This window comes from Streptomyces sp. NPDC015125 (assembly GCF_043080045.1).
In the GTDB taxonomy this organism is placed as follows: Bacteria; Actinomycetota; Actinomycetes; order Streptomycetales; family Streptomycetaceae; genus Streptomyces.
In genome coordinates this window covers 91,190-109,141 of the sequence record NZ_JBIBVF010000031.1, presented here as the reverse complement: position 1 = coordinate 109,141, position 17,952 = coordinate 91,190, and the positions used below count along the sequence as shown (strand labels likewise).

16 protein-coding genes and 1 pseudogene are annotated in these 17,952 nt (G+C 69.4%); 9 read left to right on the top strand and 8 right to left on the bottom strand.

The features are described 5' to 3' along the window. Positions 1–268: 268 nt before the first annotated feature. Positions 269–1,072 (bottom strand): SDR family NAD(P)-dependent oxidoreductase, encoded by an 804-nt coding sequence (locus ACF088_RS38750; protein ID WP_392380672.1) that lies wholly within the window; start codon positions 1,070–1,072, stop codon positions 269–271. Between the two features lie 149 nt (positions 1,073–1,221). Here ACF088_RS38750 and ACF088_RS38745 point away from each other — a divergent pair, with 149 nt between their 5' ends. After that, positions 1,222–1,953 (top strand): exonuclease domain-containing protein, encoded by a 732-nt coding sequence (locus tag ACF088_RS38745; RefSeq protein ID WP_392380671.1) that lies wholly within the window; start codon positions 1,222–1,224, stop codon positions 1,951–1,953. A gap of 121 nt (positions 1,954–2,074) precedes the next feature. Here the strand turns inward: ACF088_RS38745 and ACF088_RS38740 are convergent, their stop codons facing one another. Next, the gene (locus ACF088_RS38740) at positions 2,075–2,965 is read right to left on the bottom strand and encodes an aminoglycoside phosphotransferase family protein (protein ID WP_392380670.1); all 891 of its coding nucleotides are present in this window, start codon (positions 2,963–2,965) and stop codon (positions 2,075–2,077) included. Positions 2,966–3,266: 301 nt separating this feature from the next. Here ACF088_RS38740 and ACF088_RS38735 point away from each other — a divergent pair, with 301 nt between their 5' ends. From ACF088_RS38735 to ACF088_RS38710, 6 genes are all read left to right on the top strand, one after another. Continuing rightward, positions 3,267–4,202: a carbohydrate ABC transporter permease gene (locus ACF088_RS38735; RefSeq protein WP_392380669.1), complete on the top strand. Its 936-nt coding sequence runs from the start codon at positions 3,267–3,269 to the stop codon at positions 4,200–4,202. Positions 4,203–4,327: 125 nt separating this feature from the next. Continuing rightward, a complete protein-coding gene (locus ACF088_RS38730; RefSeq protein WP_392380676.1) occupies positions 4,328–5,269 on the top strand; it encodes a carbohydrate ABC transporter permease in 942 nt (313 codons plus the stop codon). Continuing rightward, entirely contained in the window at positions 5,269–6,597 is a 1,329-nt protein-coding gene (locus ACF088_RS38725) for an ABC transporter substrate-binding protein (protein ID WP_392380668.1), read from the top strand. Before ACF088_RS38730 ends, ACF088_RS38725 begins: the two co-directional genes overlap by 1 nt. Before the next feature lie 575 nt (positions 6,598–7,172). Then, complete coding sequence (locus tag ACF088_RS38720) at positions 7,173–8,387, top strand: S8 family serine peptidase (RefSeq protein WP_392380667.1); 1,215 nt, start codon at positions 7,173–7,175, stop codon at positions 8,385–8,387. 319 nt (positions 8,388–8,706) lie between these two features. Beyond that, positions 8,707–9,576 (top strand): dienelactone hydrolase family protein, encoded by an 870-nt coding sequence (locus ACF088_RS38715; RefSeq protein ID WP_392380666.1) that lies wholly within the window; start codon positions 8,707–8,709, stop codon positions 9,574–9,576. Between the two features lie 270 nt (positions 9,577–9,846). Further along, a complete protein-coding gene (locus tag ACF088_RS38710; RefSeq protein ID WP_392380665.1) occupies positions 9,847–10,935 on the top strand; it encodes a glycosyltransferase family 2 protein in 1,089 nt (362 codons plus the stop codon). Positions 10,936–11,176: 241 nt separating this feature from the next. On the opposite strand, the gene ACF088_RS38705 is transcribed toward ACF088_RS38710, so the two are convergent. Further along, positions 11,177–11,608 carry a hypothetical protein gene (locus ACF088_RS38705; protein WP_392380664.1) on the bottom strand — a complete coding sequence of 144 codons (432 nt, stop codon included), beginning with the start codon at positions 11,606–11,608 and terminating at the stop codon, positions 11,177–11,179. Between the two features lie 836 nt (positions 11,609–12,444). Next, on the bottom strand, positions 12,445–13,293 hold the full coding sequence (locus ACF088_RS38700) for a helix-turn-helix transcriptional regulator (RefSeq protein ID WP_392380663.1): 849 nt from the start codon (positions 13,291–13,293) through the stop codon (positions 12,445–12,447). 141 nt (positions 13,294–13,434) lie between these two features. On the opposite strand from ACF088_RS38700, the gene ACF088_RS38695 reads away from it, so the two are divergent. Next, positions 13,435–13,701, top strand: coding sequence for an Atu4866 domain-containing protein (locus tag ACF088_RS38695; RefSeq protein WP_392380662.1), 267 nt, complete (start codon positions 13,435–13,437; stop codon positions 13,699–13,701). A 253-nt stretch (positions 13,702–13,954) separates the two neighbouring features. On the opposite strand, the gene ACF088_RS38690 is transcribed toward ACF088_RS38695, so the two are convergent. The 4 genes and pseudogenes from ACF088_RS38690 to ACF088_RS38675 form a co-directional block, all read right to left on the bottom strand. Beyond that, positions 13,955–14,950 (bottom strand): serine hydrolase, encoded by a 996-nt coding sequence (locus ACF088_RS38690; RefSeq protein WP_392380661.1) that lies wholly within the window; start codon positions 14,948–14,950, stop codon positions 13,955–13,957. A gap of 1,131 nt (positions 14,951–16,081) precedes the next feature. Continuing rightward, a pseudogene (locus ACF088_RS38685) lies at positions 16,082–16,668 on the bottom strand (nitroreductase family protein). Next, positions 16,596–16,760: a hypothetical protein gene (locus ACF088_RS38680; protein ID WP_392380660.1), complete on the bottom strand. Its 165-nt coding sequence runs from the start codon at positions 16,758–16,760 to the stop codon at positions 16,596–16,598. The pseudogene ACF088_RS38685 and the gene ACF088_RS38680 overlap by 73 nt, the downstream one beginning before the upstream one ends. Positions 16,761–16,795: 35 nt before the next feature. Further along, complete coding sequence (locus ACF088_RS38675; protein WP_392380659.1) at positions 16,796–17,053, bottom strand: nuclear transport factor 2 family protein; 258 nt, start codon at positions 17,051–17,053, stop codon at positions 16,796–16,798. 168 nt (positions 17,054–17,221) lie between these two features. Here ACF088_RS38675 and ACF088_RS38670 point away from each other — a divergent pair, with 168 nt between their 5' ends. Then, positions 17,222–17,851, top strand: a complete 630-nt coding sequence (locus tag ACF088_RS38670) for a dihydrofolate reductase family protein (protein ID WP_392380658.1) — start codon at positions 17,222–17,224, stop codon at positions 17,849–17,851. Positions 17,852–17,952: the final 101 nt, after the last annotated feature.

The window sequence follows — 17,952 nt, the reverse complement described above, 5'->3', positions numbered from 1 at the left end:
CCCGGCCCGGGCCCCCCCCCCCCCCCCCCCCCCGCGGGGGGGGGGGCCCCCCCCGGGGGGGGGGGGGCGGGGGGGGGGCCCCCCCCGGGGGGGGGGGGGGGCCCCCCCGCGGGGGCGGGGGCGCCACCACAGGACCCGCCTGTCGAGGGAGGGGAGGGGCACCCGGAGGCGCGAGACGGAGACGTCCATCGGCGACTGCGGACGCGACTGCGGACCCGTCTGCAGATACATCTCCGGACATGCCGGGGGACGCGTCTGCGGACACGTCTCACGGGGTCCCCGTGATCCCTCCGTCGACCCGCAGCTCGATCCCGTTGACATAGTCGGCCAGCGGGCTCGCAAGGTAGGTGACCGCGGCGGCGATGTCCTCCGGGCGCCCCAGCCGTCCGCTCGGGTTGGGCGCATACTCCGCAACGATCTCCGCTTCGTTGCGTCCGCCTTCCGGGCCCGCCCCCGGGCCCTCGTCCGCGGCCGCGCGCTCCTCGATCATCCGGGAGAGGGAGGGGGTGACGATCACTCCCGGACTCACACAGTTCGCGGTGACGCCGGTCCCGGCGAGATGCCGGGCCAGGCTGGTGGTCATGTTCACCACGGCGGCCTTGGCGGCGGAGTACGCCGCCATGTTGGGCAGTGGTGTCCGCACCGCCCGGCTGCCGATGGTGATCACCCGGCCCCAGCCGTGCGCCCGCAGCGACGGCAGCAGTGTCTGGCTGACCCGCACCGTCGGCAGCACATTCCCCTCGAAGGCGGCCCGCCAGTCGGCCGGCCGGGAACTCTCCCAGTCGTGCTCGGCGAACGGACCGGCGTTGTTGACGAGGATGCGGGCCCCGAAGTCGCGTGCGGTGAGGGCGACCTGCTCGGCGACGCCCGGCTCCGTCAGGTCTCCGAGCACCACTTCGGCCCGTACGCCGCGGGCCGCAACCCGTTCGGCGACGGCCGCCGCGGCCCCCGCGCTACGCCCGTGGACGAGGACGTCGCAGCCCTCGTCCGCCAGCATCTCGGCGATCGTCGCCCCGATCCCCGAGCTGCTGCCCGTCACCAGCGCGCCCTGTCCTGCCAGCCGTAGGTCCATGGCGGTCAGCCTAGGGGCGGCGGCCGCCCATGGCTGCCCCGTCGCCACAGGCGGCCGGTCGATTGTCAGTGGTGCGTGGGAGAGTGGGCGAGCAACGGGGGAAGTACCACCGAAGGAGGCCGCATGAGCGAGCGTAGCGAGGATTCGGCATGAGCTGGCATCAGGAGCTGTTGGTCAGCTTCGACCTGGAGACCACGGGCACCGATGTCGAGCGGGACCGCATCGTCACCGCCGCGCTGATCCGGTTGGAGGGGGACGGCCGCCCGGTCGCGCAGCAGGCCTGGCTGCTCGACCCGGGGGTCCCGATTCCCGAGGAAGCAGCGGCCATTCACGGCATTTCCACCGCATATGTCCAAGAACACGGCCGCCCGCCGGCGACCGCCATAGAGGAAATCACCGAGGCGCTGGCCGATGCCCTGCGTGCGGACATCCCTCTGGTGGTGATGAACGCCCGTTATGACCTCTCCCTCCTGGACCGCGAGTGCCGGCGCCACGGCCTGCGGACGCTGACCGAACGTCTCGGACACGCCCCCGCGCCGGTCATCGATCCCCTTGTCCTGGACAAGCATGTGGACCGCTACCGCAAGGGGAAGCGCGCGCTGCAGGCGCTCTGCGGCCACTACGGCGTCCGGCTCGACGGTGCCCACGAAGCGGGCGCCGACGCGGCGGCCGCGGCCGGGGTCGCCCGGCGCATCGGGGAGACGTTCCCGGCCGTCGCCATCCCCTCGCCCCGTGCGCTCCATGCCCTCCAGGAGCAGGCGGCCGCCGAACAGGCCGCCTCGTTCCAGGCGTATTTGCGGCGCTCCGGCGACCCACAGGCGATAGTCGAGCGGGCCTGGCCCCTGATCCCGTACCAGGCCGGAGCCGAGGCCGGGGCCTGAGCGGGAGCGGAGGCGTTGTCACGGCCGTGCCGCGTGCGGGCCCCCGCGAACCTCCATCAGACAGTGGGCAGGGCCGCTCTCCCCGCTCTGGAGGCCCGGCCCCGGCCTCCGGCCGCGCGTCTCAGAAGGGATACCACCGCACCGTCGCGTCCTTGTCGCGCAGTGAGGCGATCCGGCGCCGGAACTCCTTGAGCGCCGCCGGGTTTCCGGGCGCGTGCTGGGACACCCAGGCGCAGCTAGCGGTCTCCCGGGACCCGCGCAGTACGGCGCAGCCCTCCCAGTCCCGTACGTCCCAGCCGTACACGGATACGAAGGTGTCGTAGGCGTCCGGGGACAGGCCATAGCGGTCCCGGCTCAGCGCCATGACGACCAGGTCGTGTTCCCGTAGATCGGAGGAGAAGGTTTCCAGGTCGACCAGCACCGGTCCGTCGGGCCCGACATGAACGTTGCGGGTCAGCGCGTCGCCATGGATGGGGCCGCGGGGCAGATGCGGTTCCAGGGCCGTGGCGGCCGCCGCGAACGCGTCCCGCCGCCCGCGCAGATACTCCGCGTCGGGTGCCGATACCGCGTCGCCGGCCAGTCGCAGCCACCGCTCGACGCCACCGAGCAGTTCGCGTCGCGGCAGTGCGAACGGCGGCTCCGGCAGCGCATGCACCAGCTTCAGCAGGGCGGCGAGATCGTCCGGCCCGGCCGGCCGGACGGCCTCCGGCAGCCGATGCCAGTAGGTGACCGGATGCCCGTCGACCAAGGTGGCCACGGGCTCCGCGGCACGTACGGCCGGCACCCCCTCGGCCGCCAGCCACCGCGCCACCCCGAGTTCCCGCTCGGCCCGCTCCAGGAGTTCGGCGCTGCGGCCCACCCGTACCACCGGCCCGTTGTCACCGAGGGCGAAGACGGCGTTCTCGCCGAGCGAGAGCAGCGCGGCGTCGGCTGCCGCATCGGGGTGGCCGGCCGAGGCCAGTACGTCCCGGGCGCGCGCCTCCGTGAAGGCGGCGGGGCTCGGTTCGGTCATCGGGTGCCTCCTGGGGTACCTCCTGCGGTGCGTGAACGCGAACAGTGTCGCAGGTCCGCCGGAGCGGCCCGGGAGACCTCCCAGGTGGGGAGATCCTCCGAGGAATCCGGCCGGAACCTTGACGGGATGTGGCCGCCGTCACGACGATGACGGCGGCCGGGGTGAGCGGGAGCGGCCGGAAGCGGCCGGGAACGGCCAACGGGGGAGAGACGGGGGAGGGGGACGGGATGGCAGGGGCGCCGACCGCGGGGGTACACAAGGGCAGACCGGCCGGGCCGCGCCCTCCCGAGGAGTTGCTGCCGTGACCCTGGCGACCGCGCCACAGCGGTCACCCGCAGCGGCCGCGGACCGTGCCGCCCGGCGTGCTCACGGCGCCTGGTTCCTCGTACTGCCTGCCCTGATCCCGATCCTGGTACTGAGCGCGGGCCCGCTGCTCTACGGCATCGGGCTGGCGTTCACCGACGCCCAGTCGGGCCGGACCCGGGCCACCCGTTTCGTGGGGCTGCTGAACTTCTCCGACCTGTTCCACGACACCCTGTTCTGGGAGTCCTTCCGGATCGGGCTGGTCTGGGCCTTCGGGGTCACCGTCCCGCAGTTTCTCCTCGCCCTCGGTCTTGCCCTGCTGCTCCACCTCGATCTGCGGCTGCGCTGGCTGGCGCGGGCACTGGCGATCATTCCGTGGGCGATGCCGGAGGTGGTCGTCGGCATCATGTGGCGGCTGGTCTACCACCCGGACGCCGGCCTCCTGAACGAGACGCTGCGCAGCCTCGGTCTGTCCGGAACGGGGGACGGCCGGGACTGGTTGAGCGGCCTGGCCACCGCCCTGCCCGCGGTCATCGTCGTCGGCATCTGGGCCGGGATGCCCCAGACCACCGTCACCCTCCTGGCCGGCCTCCAGAACGTGCCCCGCGAACTGCACGAGGCCGCGTCCATGGACGGCGCGGGCGCCTGGCGCCGCTTCCGTACCGTCACCTGGCCCGCACTGAGACCCATCGCGCTCGCCGTCACCGCGCTCAATTTCGTCTGGAACTTCAATTCCTTCGCCCTGGTCTTCGTGCTGACCGACGGCGGGCCCGGCGGCCGGACCCGGCTGCCGATGCTCTTCGCCTACGAAGAGGCCTTCCGCTACGGGCAGTTCGGCTATGCCGCCACGATGGGCCTGGCCATGGTCGCGGTGGTCTCGGTCCTGCTGGCGATCTACCTGGCCGGCCGGCTGAAGGGGGACGACGACCGGTGACCGGCGCGAAAGAAGGCGACACGAAAGACAGCGGCACGAAAGACAGCGGCATGCGTGACAGCGGCACCGACGGCAGTGGCATGCGTGACAGCGGCACGGACGACAGCGGCACGGGTGACGGCGGCATGCGTGACAGCGGAGCAAAGGGCGGCCGCACGACAGAACCCGGCAAGCCGGTGAAGCGCAGGAGCGCTGCCCGGCGCGGTGCGGGGAACGCCGTCACCGCCCGGCGCACCGCCACTCGCACCGCCACCCGCACCGGCCAGTACGCCGCCCTCGTCGCCTATCTCGCCTTCCTCGCCTTCCCGTTCCTCTGGCTGATCTCCACCGCCTTCAAGCCGCCGCGCGAACTCGGCAGCATCCACCCCACGTGGATACCCGAGGCGCCCACCCTGGAGAACTTCCGGCAGGCCTTCTCCCAGCAGCCACTGCTGGCGGCCGCGGGCAACAGCCTGCTGGCCGCAGCGGTTTCCGCGCTGATCGCGATCGTGCTGGCGACCCCGATGGCGTATGTCCTGGCCCGCTACCGCAACCGCCTCTCGCGGGCGGCCACCGGCTGGGTCGTGATCAGCCAGGCCTTTCCACTGGTATTGGTGATCATCCCGCTCTTCCTGATCCTGAAGGGACTCCATCTGGTGGACTCCAGGATCGGTTTGATCATGGTCTATGTGGTCTGGTCGCTGCCGTTCGCCCTGTGGATGCTGACCGGCTATGTCCGTTCCGTGCCGCCCGAGTTGGAGGAGGCCGCGGCCGTGGACGGCGCCGGCCGGCTCCGTACGCTCGTCTCGGTCACCGCACCGCTGCTCGCGCCGGGCATCGTCGCCACCGCACTGTTCGCCTTCATCACCGCCTGGAACGAATTCTTCTTCGCCCTGGTCCTGCTCAAGTCGCCCGGGAAGCAGACGCTGCCGGTCGTACTCACCCACTTCCTCGGGACGGAGGGCGTCGCCGACCTCGGACCGCTCGCCGCCGCCGCACTCCTCGCCACCCTCCCGAGCCTGCTCCTCTTCGCCGTTGTCCAGCGGCGGATCACGGGCGGGATGCTCGCCGGGGCGGTGAAAAGCTGATGCACCGTGACAACACCCCCACGCCCCGGGCCCGTTTCAGCCGGCGCGGCCTGCTCGCGGCCGCCGCCGCACTGCCCGCCGCGGGGCTGCTGCCGGGCTGTTCCGACGACGGACGACGGCGTGCCTCCGGCGGCCGGATCACCCTGCGCTTCCAGTCCCTGGCCTGGCAGCAGGACTCCCTCAGGGCCAACAAGCAACTGGTCGCCGCATGGAACCGACAGCACCCCGAGGTCCAGGTGCAGTACGTCCAGGGCGCCTGGCCCACCGTCCACGACCAGCTGCTGACCTCCTTCGAGGGCGGCGAGGCGCCGGACATCATCCACGACGCCTCCGACGACCTCGCGGACTTCGCCTACGGCGGGAATCTCGCCGACCTCACCGCCCTCCTGCCACCGCGACTGAGGCGCGACATCCCGCAACAGAGCTGGGAGACCGCCACATTCGACGGCCGGGTGTACGGCGTCCCGTTCCTCCAGGAACCGCGGGTGCTGATCGCGAACCGCGCGAAACTGCACCGGTCGGGAGCGCGCATCCCGACGCCCGAACACCCCTGGACCTGGGAGGAGTTCAGGGCGGTGGCGCAGCGGCTGACCCATGGCACGGACCGCGGCGTGGCCTGGCCGCTGAAGGAACCGGTCTCGTTGACCCTGAACCTCGCGCTGTCCACGGGCGGCCGGATGTTCCACCGTCGTCCCGACGGCACGGTGGAGGTCCGCTTCGACGCCGTCGACCAGGTGGTGCCGCGCACCGTCCACGACCAGGTCAACGTGGACCGCAGTGCCTCCCGTACGACCCTGGGCATGGGCGGCTCCGACACCCTCCCGGGCTTTTTCGCCGGGCGCTATGCGATGGTGCCGCTCGGTTTCTCCTACCGTCAGCAGATCGCCCAGCAGGCGCCCAAGGGGTTCGACTGGACGGTGCTGCCCGCCCCCCGGGGCACCGCCCTGGACCAGGGGGTGAGCCCGCAGACCCTGTCGATCGCCGAGGACTGCCCGCACAAGGAAGCGGCGATGGCCTTCATCGACTTCCTCCTCCGCCCGCCGAACATGGTCCGGCTCGCCCTGGGGGACTGGCTGTTGCCGACGGGACAGGCGGCGCTCAGGGATCCGGCACTCCGGGGCGCCCGGTACGACTGGGCAACCGGCACCGCACTGGCGAGCTCCCTGCGCTCCGCCCCGGCCCAGTCCGTCCGTGGCTATCCGGAGTGGAAGGACAAGATCGCCACCCCTGGCCTGCAGGAGTACTACAGCGGCGCCATCGACCTGGACACCTTGCGGAAGCGGCTCGTCCGGGACGGCAATCTGGTCCTGGCCCGCTATCAGCGCTGAGGGGCGCACCGCACACGTACCGGCGGTCGGCAGAGGCCGGTGGCGGTCGACGGCGGTAGATGGCGAGGAGCCCGGTTGGCCGACGGACCGACAGTCCCCACGAGCCCGCCGCACTCTCCCTCCCTCTCACCCTCCTTCCCTCCTCTCACCCTCCTCCCCACAGGCCTCCCTCCCCACCCGCCTCCACCCCTCCTCCGAAATCCCCCTCCCACCACCCGTCTTCCAACTGGCCCTGAAAAAAGCTGTAATGAGAGCGATGAGCGCCCTCGTGACAAGCCTCATCCGTCAGCGGAGCTCCGGTCGGACGGTGGCGTCGTCCACCCTGATGTCACCCTCCATTGCGGCTATGTAAACGGAGTTGAGTCCCTCCGGTTCAACTAGCCGTTCCTTTTGACCACTTCTGAAACCTTTCCCAATTCACCTGCCTTGTTGGCTATCTCACACGCTCTGGCGAGCCTTGAATTGAACTCATCAATCAGACAGGGTTTCGAACCAGTCCGGCGCGGATCTTCCGGTCTCGTCGGGCTATTGCGCAACGCTTTCCCCCCACACCACGAACGAGGAGAATCCTCGCAATGGCTCACAAGCGTTCCAGCAAGAAGCGGCTCGTCACGGCGATATCCGCCGCGGTGGCCGCTACTGGTATCGCCGCCGTCACCGCGGTCACCGCGGGTGCGTCGCCTGCAGCCGAAGGCAAGATCTACGGCGCCGAGGCCAAGGGCGCCGTGAACGGCAGCTACATCGTCATGCTCAAGAAGTCCGTACGTACCGCCGAGAGCGGTGACCTGGCCGCCAAGTACGGCGGCCAGGTCAAGCGGCAGTACTCCTCCGCCATCGACGGCTTCTCGGCGAGCGGTCTGAGAACGGAAGAGGCCAAGCAGCTCGCCGCCGATCCGTCCGTCGACAAGGTCGTGCAGAACAAGAAGTTCCACATCGACGGCAGTCAGGCCAACCCGCCGTCGTGGGGCCTGGACCGCATCGACCAGGCGGACACCAAGGGCGACAAGAAGTACACCTACCCGGACGCCGCGGGCGAGGGCGTCACCGCCTACGTCATCGACACCGGAATCCACATCAGTCACAAGGACTTCGGTGGTCGTGCGTCGTACGGCTTCAACGCCATCGACAAGAGCGACAAGAGCGACAAGGCCGAGGACGACAACGGCCATGGCACGCACGTGGCCGGTACCATCGCCGGTACCGAGCACGGTGTCGCCAAGAAGGCCAAGGTCGTGGCCGTCAAGGTCCTCGACGGCCAGGGCTCCGGCACCACCGAGCAGGTCGTCGCGGGCATCGACTGGGTCACCAAGAACCACAAGGGTCCCTCGGTCGCCAACATGTCGCTCGGCGGCGGCGTGGACGAGGCGCTGGACACGGCCGTGAAGAAGGCCATCGACGCCGGTGTCACCTTCGGCGTCGCGGCGGGCAACGAGTCCTCCGACGCGGGCCAGAGCTCCCCGGCGCGCGTGAAGCAGGCCATCACGGTGGCCTCCAGCACCAAGGACGACGAGCAGTCCGACTTCTCCAACTTCGGCAGCGCGGTGGACCTCTACGCGCCCGGTTCCGACATCACCTCGGACTGGAACAGCGGCGACGACGCCACCAAGACCATCTCCGGTACGTCCATGGCGACCCCGCACGTCGTGGGTGCTGCCGCGGTCTACCTGGCCGGCCACAAGGACGCCAAGCCGGCCGACGTGGAGAAGGCCCTGACGGCAGGCGCCACGCCCGACAAGATCAGCAACCCGAGCGAGGGTACGCCCAACAAGCTGCTGAAGGTCGTCAAGTAGCCACCTGACCTCCTCAGCTCCACACGCCGGCCGTCGCGCTCGCCCCCACGGGGCGCGGCGGCCGGCGTCGTGGTGTTCCGCGGCTGCGGTCCGAGGATTTGCGAGGCGCAGGTGTGGGCCCTTGGCGAGTGGCCCGTGGCCCCGTGGCCCCGTGGCCCCGTGGCCCCGTGGCCCCGTGGCCCGTGCGTGAAGGTGGAGGCGCGCCACAAGGACCGCTGGATAGTCTCGCGTTGGGCCATGCACGGGCAGGCGCGGCGCCGTATCTGTTCGGACAGACCCCGACCCACACAATCGACCAGGACGGTGGTAATCCGAATCCATGGCAGATCACGACCTGACCGGCTTTGACCGCAGCACCTTCACCCATGACGGCGCCACCCGCCGGATTCTGCGACGCGGTACGGGGCCCGCGGTGATCGTGATGGCGGAAATACCGGGCATCACGCCCAAGGTGCTGGAGTTCGCGGAACGTGTGGCCGCCATCGGCTGTACGGCCGTGCTCCCGGTACTGTTCGGCACGCCCGGCCGCGATGCCGACCCTGCATCCGTCGGCCGGCTGAAGTCCGGGCTCTACACGGCCTCATCACTGTGGAAGGTGTGTGTGAGCCGGGAGTTCACCGTGCTGGCCACGGGGAAATCTTCCCCTGTGGTCACCTGGCTGCGGGCCCTGGCCGCGTACGAGCACCAGCGCTGCGGCGGCCCCGGTGTCGGAGCCGTCGGAATGTGCCTGACCGGCGGCTTCGCCCTGGCCATGGCCGCCGATGAGCGCCTTCTCGCCCCCGTTCTCTCGCAGCCGTCCCTGCCGCTGCCTCTCACCAGGAGCCGGGCTGCGGGTATCGACATCTCCGCCGAAGACCTGGCCGCCGTGCGGGGCCGCTGTGAGCGGGCAGACTTTCAGGTCATGGGGCTGCGGTTCCGTTCTGACCGGTTGGTACCGGGTGACCGGTTCGCTTTCCTGCGCCGCGAACTCGGTGCGGCGTTCACCGCCGTCGAACTGGACGACGACGCCGCGAATCCCGATGCCGTGCTGCCGCCGCACTCCGTGCTGACCGAGCACCTCATCGACGAACCCGGCCAGCCGACCCGCGCCGCGCTGGACGACGTACTCGACCTCTTCCGCACCCGCTTGCTTGCACAGCAGCACGACGGCACGGCGGTGGGAACCCCGGCCGCACCAGGAGACGCGTGACCCAACGCTCCCACGCTCGCTGACCCGTCCCTCCGGCACTCGGACCAGCCCCTCCGGCACTCGGACCCGTCCCGTCTCGGCAACTTCGGTCTTCCCTCGGCGAGTTATCCACAGGAGGAAGCCTCCGGAACCATCTGGTGCCTCATCCCCCTACCGTCGGTGACATGCACGGAGGACTGCCGTTCATCGGCATCAGCACCATGGTCTACGGCGTGATCGGACTGTTCACGGTCGTAGTCGGCGCGATCCGCAAGACAGGGGGAGACCGAGTTGCACACCATCACCGTCATCGTGCCCGCTCACAACGAGGAGGAGGGACTGCCGGCCACGCTGGAGTCGCTCGCACACCAAACGCTCCGGCCTGACCGGATCCTGGTCGTGGACGATGCCTCCACGGACCGGACGGGCGAGGTGGCAGCCTCACACGGCGTCACGGTCCTACGCCCGCCCCGCAATCTGGGCAGCAAGGCCAAAGCCCAGAACTACGCCCTTCCACACTGCACCACCGATCTCGTCCTGGCCGTCGACGCGGACACCGTCCTCGCACCGGACTACATCGAGACCGTCCTGCCCGTCTTCGACGACCCCGGCGTCTCGGTCGCGGCAGGCACGGTCCGCACCCGCCATACCCGCACGATCTGGGAGCGCGGCCGTTCGACCGAGTACCTCTTCGGCTTCCACTGGCACCGCCCCATCCAGGCCCGCGCCAACAGCCCGATGGTGTGCTCGGGTTGCTGCTCCGTCTTCCGCCTCGACGATCTGATGTCCTTCGGCGGCTTCCCCGAACGGACCATCGTCGAGGACATGGATTACACGTGGTCGCAGCAGATCGCGGGCAGACGCGCGGTCTACGTCTCCGACGCGGTCGCACTGGCCGCCGACCCCGAGGACCTCACCTACCTCCGCAAACAGGTCTGGCGCTGGATGGCCGGCTTCTGCCAGAACGTCCGACTGCACCTCGGGCGGTTGATCGTCCACAAACCTCTGCTGGCGGTGTGGGTGCTCCTCGCCCTCCTGGAGATTCTCACCGCACCGCTCTGGTGGGCGACACCATTCGTCCTCGCCGCGACGACAGACCAGCCACCCGCACTCGCCTTCGCCTGGTGGGCCGGAGCCGAACTCCTGCTGACGATGCCCCCGCTCATCTACGCTGCCCGCCGCCGCAAACTCCCGCTGCCGGGGGTGCTGCTGAACATCCCCTGCGTCTACGCCACCAAGGCCGTCAACCTCGTCTACGCCTGGAAGGCCCTCATCGTGGAACTGCTGCTGGTACCACTCCACCTGTCGCGCGGACTGACGGTCTATGAGAAGGGTCGGGCCGACACTGCGCCGGTGCGAACGGCGCTCGCCGGCGGGTGACACACGCTACGACCATGACCGTAACCACGGAGCGGCCCCTCCCAGCATCCCGGCGTGCCGGGCGGGGCCGACCTCTCCGCGGAGCCGCGCAACGTATCGCCGCGCCCTTTTAAGGCACGTCAGGCACAGGTGGCATCGTCGCTGGACAGCGAGACGCCCGGCCTTGGGGACCAGACGCCCGGCCTTGGGGACCAGAGGAACCATGGTTGGCGGCGGTACCGCTGGCCCCAAGGCAGTGGCGTCACTTGAGGTCGATCACCAGGCCGAAGTCGTTGCCCCGCTGCCAGCCCGTGCTGATCTTCGGGCTGCCGTGGGTGTCGTCGGCCCAGCCGTAGAAGTGCTGCCAGGTCACATCGTCGCCGTACCAGTGGTTGTAGTCCGTCTCCGCGTATGCCTGGACCGCCTTGCCGTCGCGCTTGGTGTCCCACAGGTAGAAGGCGCCGGAGACGTACGACTTGCCGTTGACCTTCTTCGTGCACTCCATGTATTTGGCGGCGCCGCCGGTGATGTGGATCTCCTTCCAGCCGGAGCACTTGTTGGCTGCGGCCGCCACGTTCCCGGCGGACGGCGCCGACGGTGCGGCCGGGGCAGCGGTCGCGGCCGGGGCGGCGGCGAGGCCGCCTGCCAGGACCAGTCCGGCGGCTGCGAGAACGATGCGCTTGCGTGACCTCACGGTCGATCCTTTCGTCGGCCGGCGGATGGTCCCCCGTTGGGTCCCCGTGGTCCGTCGGCACAACACCACCGTGCCCGGCCGCCCCGGCCCGCCCCAATGACCTCGGGGCAAGTGACGTCCTCCTGGGATCCCACCCTTGTGACCTGCTAAGACGTCGCCAAGGGTGGGACGCGGAGGGGGACGGCTCCAACAGGTTGGTTCCGGAGTCATCAGCCGCCGCACGGCTTTCGACAAGGGGGGATCCGGCCGACCGCCTGCTCCCGGCGTGCCCGGCTGATCGGGTGCGGGCCGGGGAGCAGAGGTAGCGGTAGGCGTCATCGGCTTTGTGGTCGGTGAGCCGGATGCCCCTCCGCCACCGGGAAGCTGCTCTGTCGTCATGGCCTGCGTCCGGCCGGCGGGGTTGAACTCGCCTGCATGCGCGTACGGATCCGGCAGCGTGTCCTGGTCCGAAGGGCGAGCAGGATCCCCGACATCCCAGATGTGGGCTTGCCCGTACTCCGGCTGCTCGGCCAAGGTGCGCTGAACCGGTACGCCGAGCCCGATCAGGCCCAGGGCGTCGATGTGATCGGCGGGTTCGTGCGTCATCAGCACGGCGTCGGCGCCGGTCGAAGCGGTCGGCTCGCTCCCGATCCCGGGATCGATGACCAGCACCCCGCCATCGTGTTCAAGCCGCACATGCGTGGGGTGTACTTGGTCGTCCGCATGGCGTCCCAACGTACGCAACTTACGCAACGTACTGGGTCCGTCCGTGCATGCTCCGAAGCCGTCGTCACACCAGCCGGAGCAAGGTCATCTCGCCGATGGTGTGCTGCAGTTACGGGACAGCCCTTGGCCGGCTAAGGGTGGGGACGGGGTTCGGCCTGGCGCCGGGTGGCGTGGAGGGAGCCGAGGAGATGGAGCGCCTGGGCGCTGGGGCTGCCTGGTTCGGCGTGGTAGATGACGAGTTGCTGGCCCGGGGCGTCGCGTACGTCGAAAGCCTGGTAGGTGAGAGTGAGGGGGCCGACGCCCGGGTGGAGGAGGTGCTTGGCGTTCTGGGTCTTGCCGCGCACGGTGTGGGAGTTCCAGAGACGGGTGAAGTCCGTACTGTGCTCGGTGAGGGTACGGACGAGTTCGCGCAGCCGTGGGTGGTCCGGTTCGAACCCGGCTGCCTGGCGCAGGCTGGCGACGGTGGCCTGGGCCGCCCGGTTCCAGTCCGTGTAGAAGTGCCGGCCCGCGGGGTCGAGGAAGGTCATACGGGCCAGGTTGTCCGCCGGACCGAACGGGGCATAGAGAGCATCGGCCAGGGCGTTGGCGGCGAGAAGGTCCAAGGTCCGGCTCATGACGAACGCCGGCGTGTTCGGGTAGCCGTCCATCAACTGGCGCAGCGCGGGGCTGACCCGCTCGGCGGCGTGGTCGGACGGCTGGTCGCTCGGGGTGGCCCCGGCCAGTCGGTACAGGTGCGCTCGGGCATCCGCGTCGAGGCGCAGCGCGCGGCTGAGGGCGTCGAGTACCTGGGGTGAGGGGTTGCGCTCGCGCCCTTGTTCCAGGCGCGTGTAGTAGTCGGCGTTCACGCCGGCCAGGACGGCGACCTCCTCACGGCGCAGTCCGGCGACCCGGCGAGTCCCGTAACTCGCCATGCCGACGTCCTCCGGCTGCACACCGGCGCGGCGTGCGCGCAGGAAGTCTCCCAGGTGGTTGTCGTCCATGTGTGCAGGCTAGGGGGTGGCTTCGGTGTGCTGCCCGGGTGTGCCGCACCCAGGCAGCGCCTGTCCTGGTCAACGCCCGCTGACCTGCCCAGTCTCGGTGGAGCAGAACGAAACCGGAGCAACCGAGGAGAGGGGCCCGCCATGGCCGGGACCGCTGAGGACGACACCGTCGACGTGGTCGGAATGTGGGTGACCGCGGACGGTCACATCCGCCAGGAGCTGCTGCCTGACGGTCGCTACGACGAGGCTCGCGGCGAGCGGCGCAGCGCGTACACGGGCCGGTACACGGTGACCGGCAGCCACGTGGACTACGTCGACGACACCGGGTTCAGCGCGACGGGCGACATCCGGGACGGGGTGCTCCACCACGAGCATCTCGTGCTGTACCGGGAGGAGAAGGCGCCATGACGAAGGCTGACCAGGTCGTCCACTGCCGGCGGCTTCACCGCGGTCTACGCCTGCCCCATCAGGAAGCTGTGTCATGGCCGATGGGGCAGGCGTAACCAAGCGTGGTCGACGCCGTCCCACCTTTTCGGAGCCGCGGGTCCTGGACGTGATGGGGGGCCGATGCGGTGTCGTCATCCGCTCCCGGTTCATCTTGGCGTGGAAGGACGTCGAATCGCCCGCTCTGCGGCCTCGCGAAGGTGTGGCTAACGTACTGTCACCCAGTGGTTGTCAGCTTGGCGTTCGGAAAATCCGGCCTGCTGGGGCGATACCCATCAGAATCCGGATAAACGTCCCGGTATATGGCGCGGGAAACGGTCTCTATCGTTTCGATCCCGTACTCCCATCCTTCGTTTGCGGGGTGGCCTTTGGGGACTCTGTTGTTCTCGGTGAGCACGGCCAGCCCGGAGTCGTAGCCGTTATCCGTGAGGACTGCCATGCTGTTCACCTTCCAGTCGCCTTTGTCGAAAGGTTCGACGTCGGGGTTCTGGCTGCGCTGCATCCAGCCGTTCTTCACATGGATCATGGAGTCGAGCGGAGCGCCGGCTGTGGCCCCCCATCGCTGGCTGCTCTGGACCTGATGCATCAGGTCGAGCGCGTAAGCGCGACCCTTGCTCCCGAGGACCGAGTCGTCATCACCCGAGAACATGCGCAGGAGCTTGGCCTGGTCGCCTGCCGTGATCTGGGTGAGGCCCCAGGAACCTTCCTTGTCGAGGACGGTTTCCTCCATACCGACCTTGTCAAGGAATTCCTGAATCTTGACGGGGTTGGGCTTCGCGGGGTCTTTCAGGTCGGACAACCGCTTCCACAGTGTGGTCGCGGAGTCGTTGTCCGAATCGATGATCATTTTGTGCGCGAGGGCGTCCTCCGCCTTGGTCAGGGTGCCGCCCCTCTGGTACAGCAAGGCTCCGAGGATGATTGTCTTTGCCGTGCTGGCCGAGTCGTACTTTTTCGAGGAGTCGGAAGTGCAACTGGTTCCGGTGGGCCGGTCGTAGAAGGAGAGTGAGGCCAGGCTCTCCCGGTTTTCCAGTGCCTTGGCTATATCCCCCGACAGTTTCTTGGTCAGCTCTGGATTGTTGGATGTGCATCGCACCGTCGGGGCGGCTGCCCTGGCTCCCTGCGGTGCCGCGGTGGACGGCGTAGCCGCTGCGATGGATCCGGCAACTGCTCCCGCTCCTATTGCCGCTGCGGTGAGTGTCGAAAGCCATCTCATATCTGATCACTGTCCTTTCGGGGTGCCTGAACAATCGGCTTGAGAGAGGGGGAATCACTGTTGGTTTGGGTTTTGATGGTCGGGCTCGAAGGGCGTCAGCCCGCCCGCCCGTGACTCCGCCACGGCCCGTCAGTCCGCCGCCGGTCGTCAGTCTGTCGACGACCCGTCAGTCCTGAAGTCTGTCAGCCCGCCCCGAGGCAGGACGTCTGGGTGGGGAGTACAGGAACGCATCGGGTCGTAGGACCGGCAAGCCCGGCAAGCCCGGCAAGCCCGGCAAGCCCGGCAAGCCCGGCAAGCCCGGCAGGCCCGGCAGCGGCGGGGCGGCGATGCAGGGCGGCGATGCAGGGCGGCGATGCGGGGCTGTCCCCGCCCCAGATCTTCGTCGCCTCCGTCGTGCGGGCAGCGCCGCCGGGGGAGGCGGATAATGACGGGGGCAGGGGGTGGGGCATGACTGCTCCTGGAAGGGGTCCACGTTCCCGTCCATGGTGTCCGCGGTGCGTCCCCCGGTTCATCGCTCTCAGGTCGGAATGCGCCGCCTTCTCAAGGGCCAGGCGCAGTGGCCGAGTAGCCCTCAGGGACCGCGACCTCTCTGCCCTGAGAGGGACCGGCGGCCCCCGACCCGGGTTTCGGCAAAATGGTGACACCGCCACATTTCCGCCCCAGCAGCCCTTCTTGGCGGCCGGGCGGCCGCCTGGCGGGTAACGCCGGCTCCCAGTCAGGCGGACGGCCGGAGGCGATTCGTCGCCCCTTGTCCATGTCAGTCTGCTCGGTGGGGCGTGCCCACTGGCGCTCGGCGAGTGGGCAGTGCATCTCTACGGCACCCACGCGCGGGCCGGGAAGGTCCGCGACCAGCTCTTCACCCTCCACGAGCCGCCCGAACGCGGCCTCTTCCGGGTCTCCGGCACGGTCGAGGAGCTCGCGGAGCGGTGCGCCGACTGGTTCGAGGACCTGTTGAGCCGCCCCGTCCTTCGCGCCGAAGGGCCGTTGGCGGGCGGGGCGCAAGCGGTCCGCTGGGATTTCGCCGACACGGAGAGATCCTGGTGGCGAGCGGTGCCGGCCCCACCGACGGCTCACCCCCGTCCCTCCTCCGCCTCACGGTCCGCCTCTGAGCCGCCGGACAGGCCTTGGACGTCACACTCCGATGAAGCTCACTGTTTCTGTCATGTCCGCCCGCCCGGTACGCAGTCGTGGCACGCCTTCCTTCTCGAAGCCCACCGCGACACCGCAGAACAGTACGAGCCCGTCATCGGCTTCGATGATCTGGCTGACAGTCCTGCGATACATCGTCCACATCACCTGGGGGCAGCTGTGCACCCCTTCCGCCCTCAGTAACAGCATGACCGTCTGCAAGTACATCCCCGTGTCCCCCCATTGTCCGGGGCCCATCGTCCGGTCGAGGTAGCAGAACAGAACGACCGGCGCCCGAAGGCCTCCGAGTTCAAGGCGGCGATCTTCTTGGGCCTGTCGGGGGCGTCGCGCTCGATTCCCGGCGCCTTGTACCGCTGGGCAGCCGCGGCGGAAAGGCGGTCCAGAGAAGGCGAGGTCAGTTCGGCCGGGTACATCGGATACTCCCGCTCATCACCCGGATCTCCCGCCAGTGCCCTGGCCGTCGCGCGCCTCTTCAGTTCGGCCAAGGGCTCGCCGGTCACGACATACACATGCTGTGGCTGGAGGTTCCCACTCGACGGAGCCCGAGCGGGATCTGCTCGGGTACCAATCCGGCCTGGCGGAGGAGGCCGTACAGGTCGGTCTCGCCCCAGAACTCGACGATGCGTCCGTCCCGGAGCCGGTAGGACTTGACCCCGGTCATGGTGAGGTCCCGGCCTGTGCGGTCGTGGGTGTAGGTCAGTGTGAAGGCCAGGTGACGCGGTCGTCTGCCGCGAAGAGGTCGGCTACCTGAACGCGGCAGTGGGACAGGCCCGGGGCCAGCACTGATTGCTCGGGATGGTGCCGCCCCTGGACGTGCCGGCCGGCGCCGTGGACGAGTACGTCCTCCGCTACGAGCTCTGCGAGATCGGCAACCCGCTGCGTCTCGAAGACGCGAAGGTAGCGGCGGACGACATCGGCGTTGCGCCGGCTGGTGGCGACGGCGGAGTCAGGCATGGACGGACCGTATCCATCGTCCCGCCGGCGTCACCAGGCCCGTCGGCGTCGCCAGGCCCGTCGGCGTCGCCAGGCCCGCCGGTGTCGGCCGCGTGGCGGGCGATGAGTTCTCGCCGGTCCGGGAGTCAATACGGGGGCAGGCTGATTCCGCACCCGAAGGGCAGCATCATGAGCAAGTTGATCGTCACCGCATTCGTCACCCTCGACGGTGTCATGCAGGCCCCCGGCGGCAGGGGCGAGGACGTCGACGAGGGCTTCGAGCACGGCGGCTGGCAGGTTCCGTACGTCGACGACGACTTCATGAGCCTGATGACGGAGGTCTTCGAGCGGACCGCCGACCATCTCCTGCTCGGCCGGAAGACCTACGACATCTTCGCCGCCCACTGGCCCCGTGTCACCGACGAGAACGATCCGATCGCCGTGAAGCTCAATGCCATGCCCAAGTATGTCGCCTCGCGCACCCGGAACAGCCTGGAGTGGAACAACTCCCGTTTGCTGAAGGGCGAAGCCGCCGAGTCCGTCGCCCAGCTCAAGGAGCGGCTCGACGGCGTGATCATGACGCAGGGCAGCAGCGACCTCATTCACACCCTGCAGCGGCACGACCTCGTCGACGAGTACCGGCTGCTCGTCAACCCCGTGATCATCGGCACCGGCAAGCGGCTCTTCGCCGAGGGCGCCACCCCTGCCGCCTGGACGCTCACGGAATCCCGCGCCACCGATGTGGGCGTGCAGTACTGCACCTATGAAAAGGCAGGGAAGCCCGCCTACGGATCCTTCATGCTGGACGAGCAGGACTGAGGAAGCGCGACACGCACCTCATCGCGGCCGACGCACCTCATCGCGGCCGACGCGGCCGACGCACCTCATCGCGGCCGACGCGGCCGACGCGGCCGACGCGG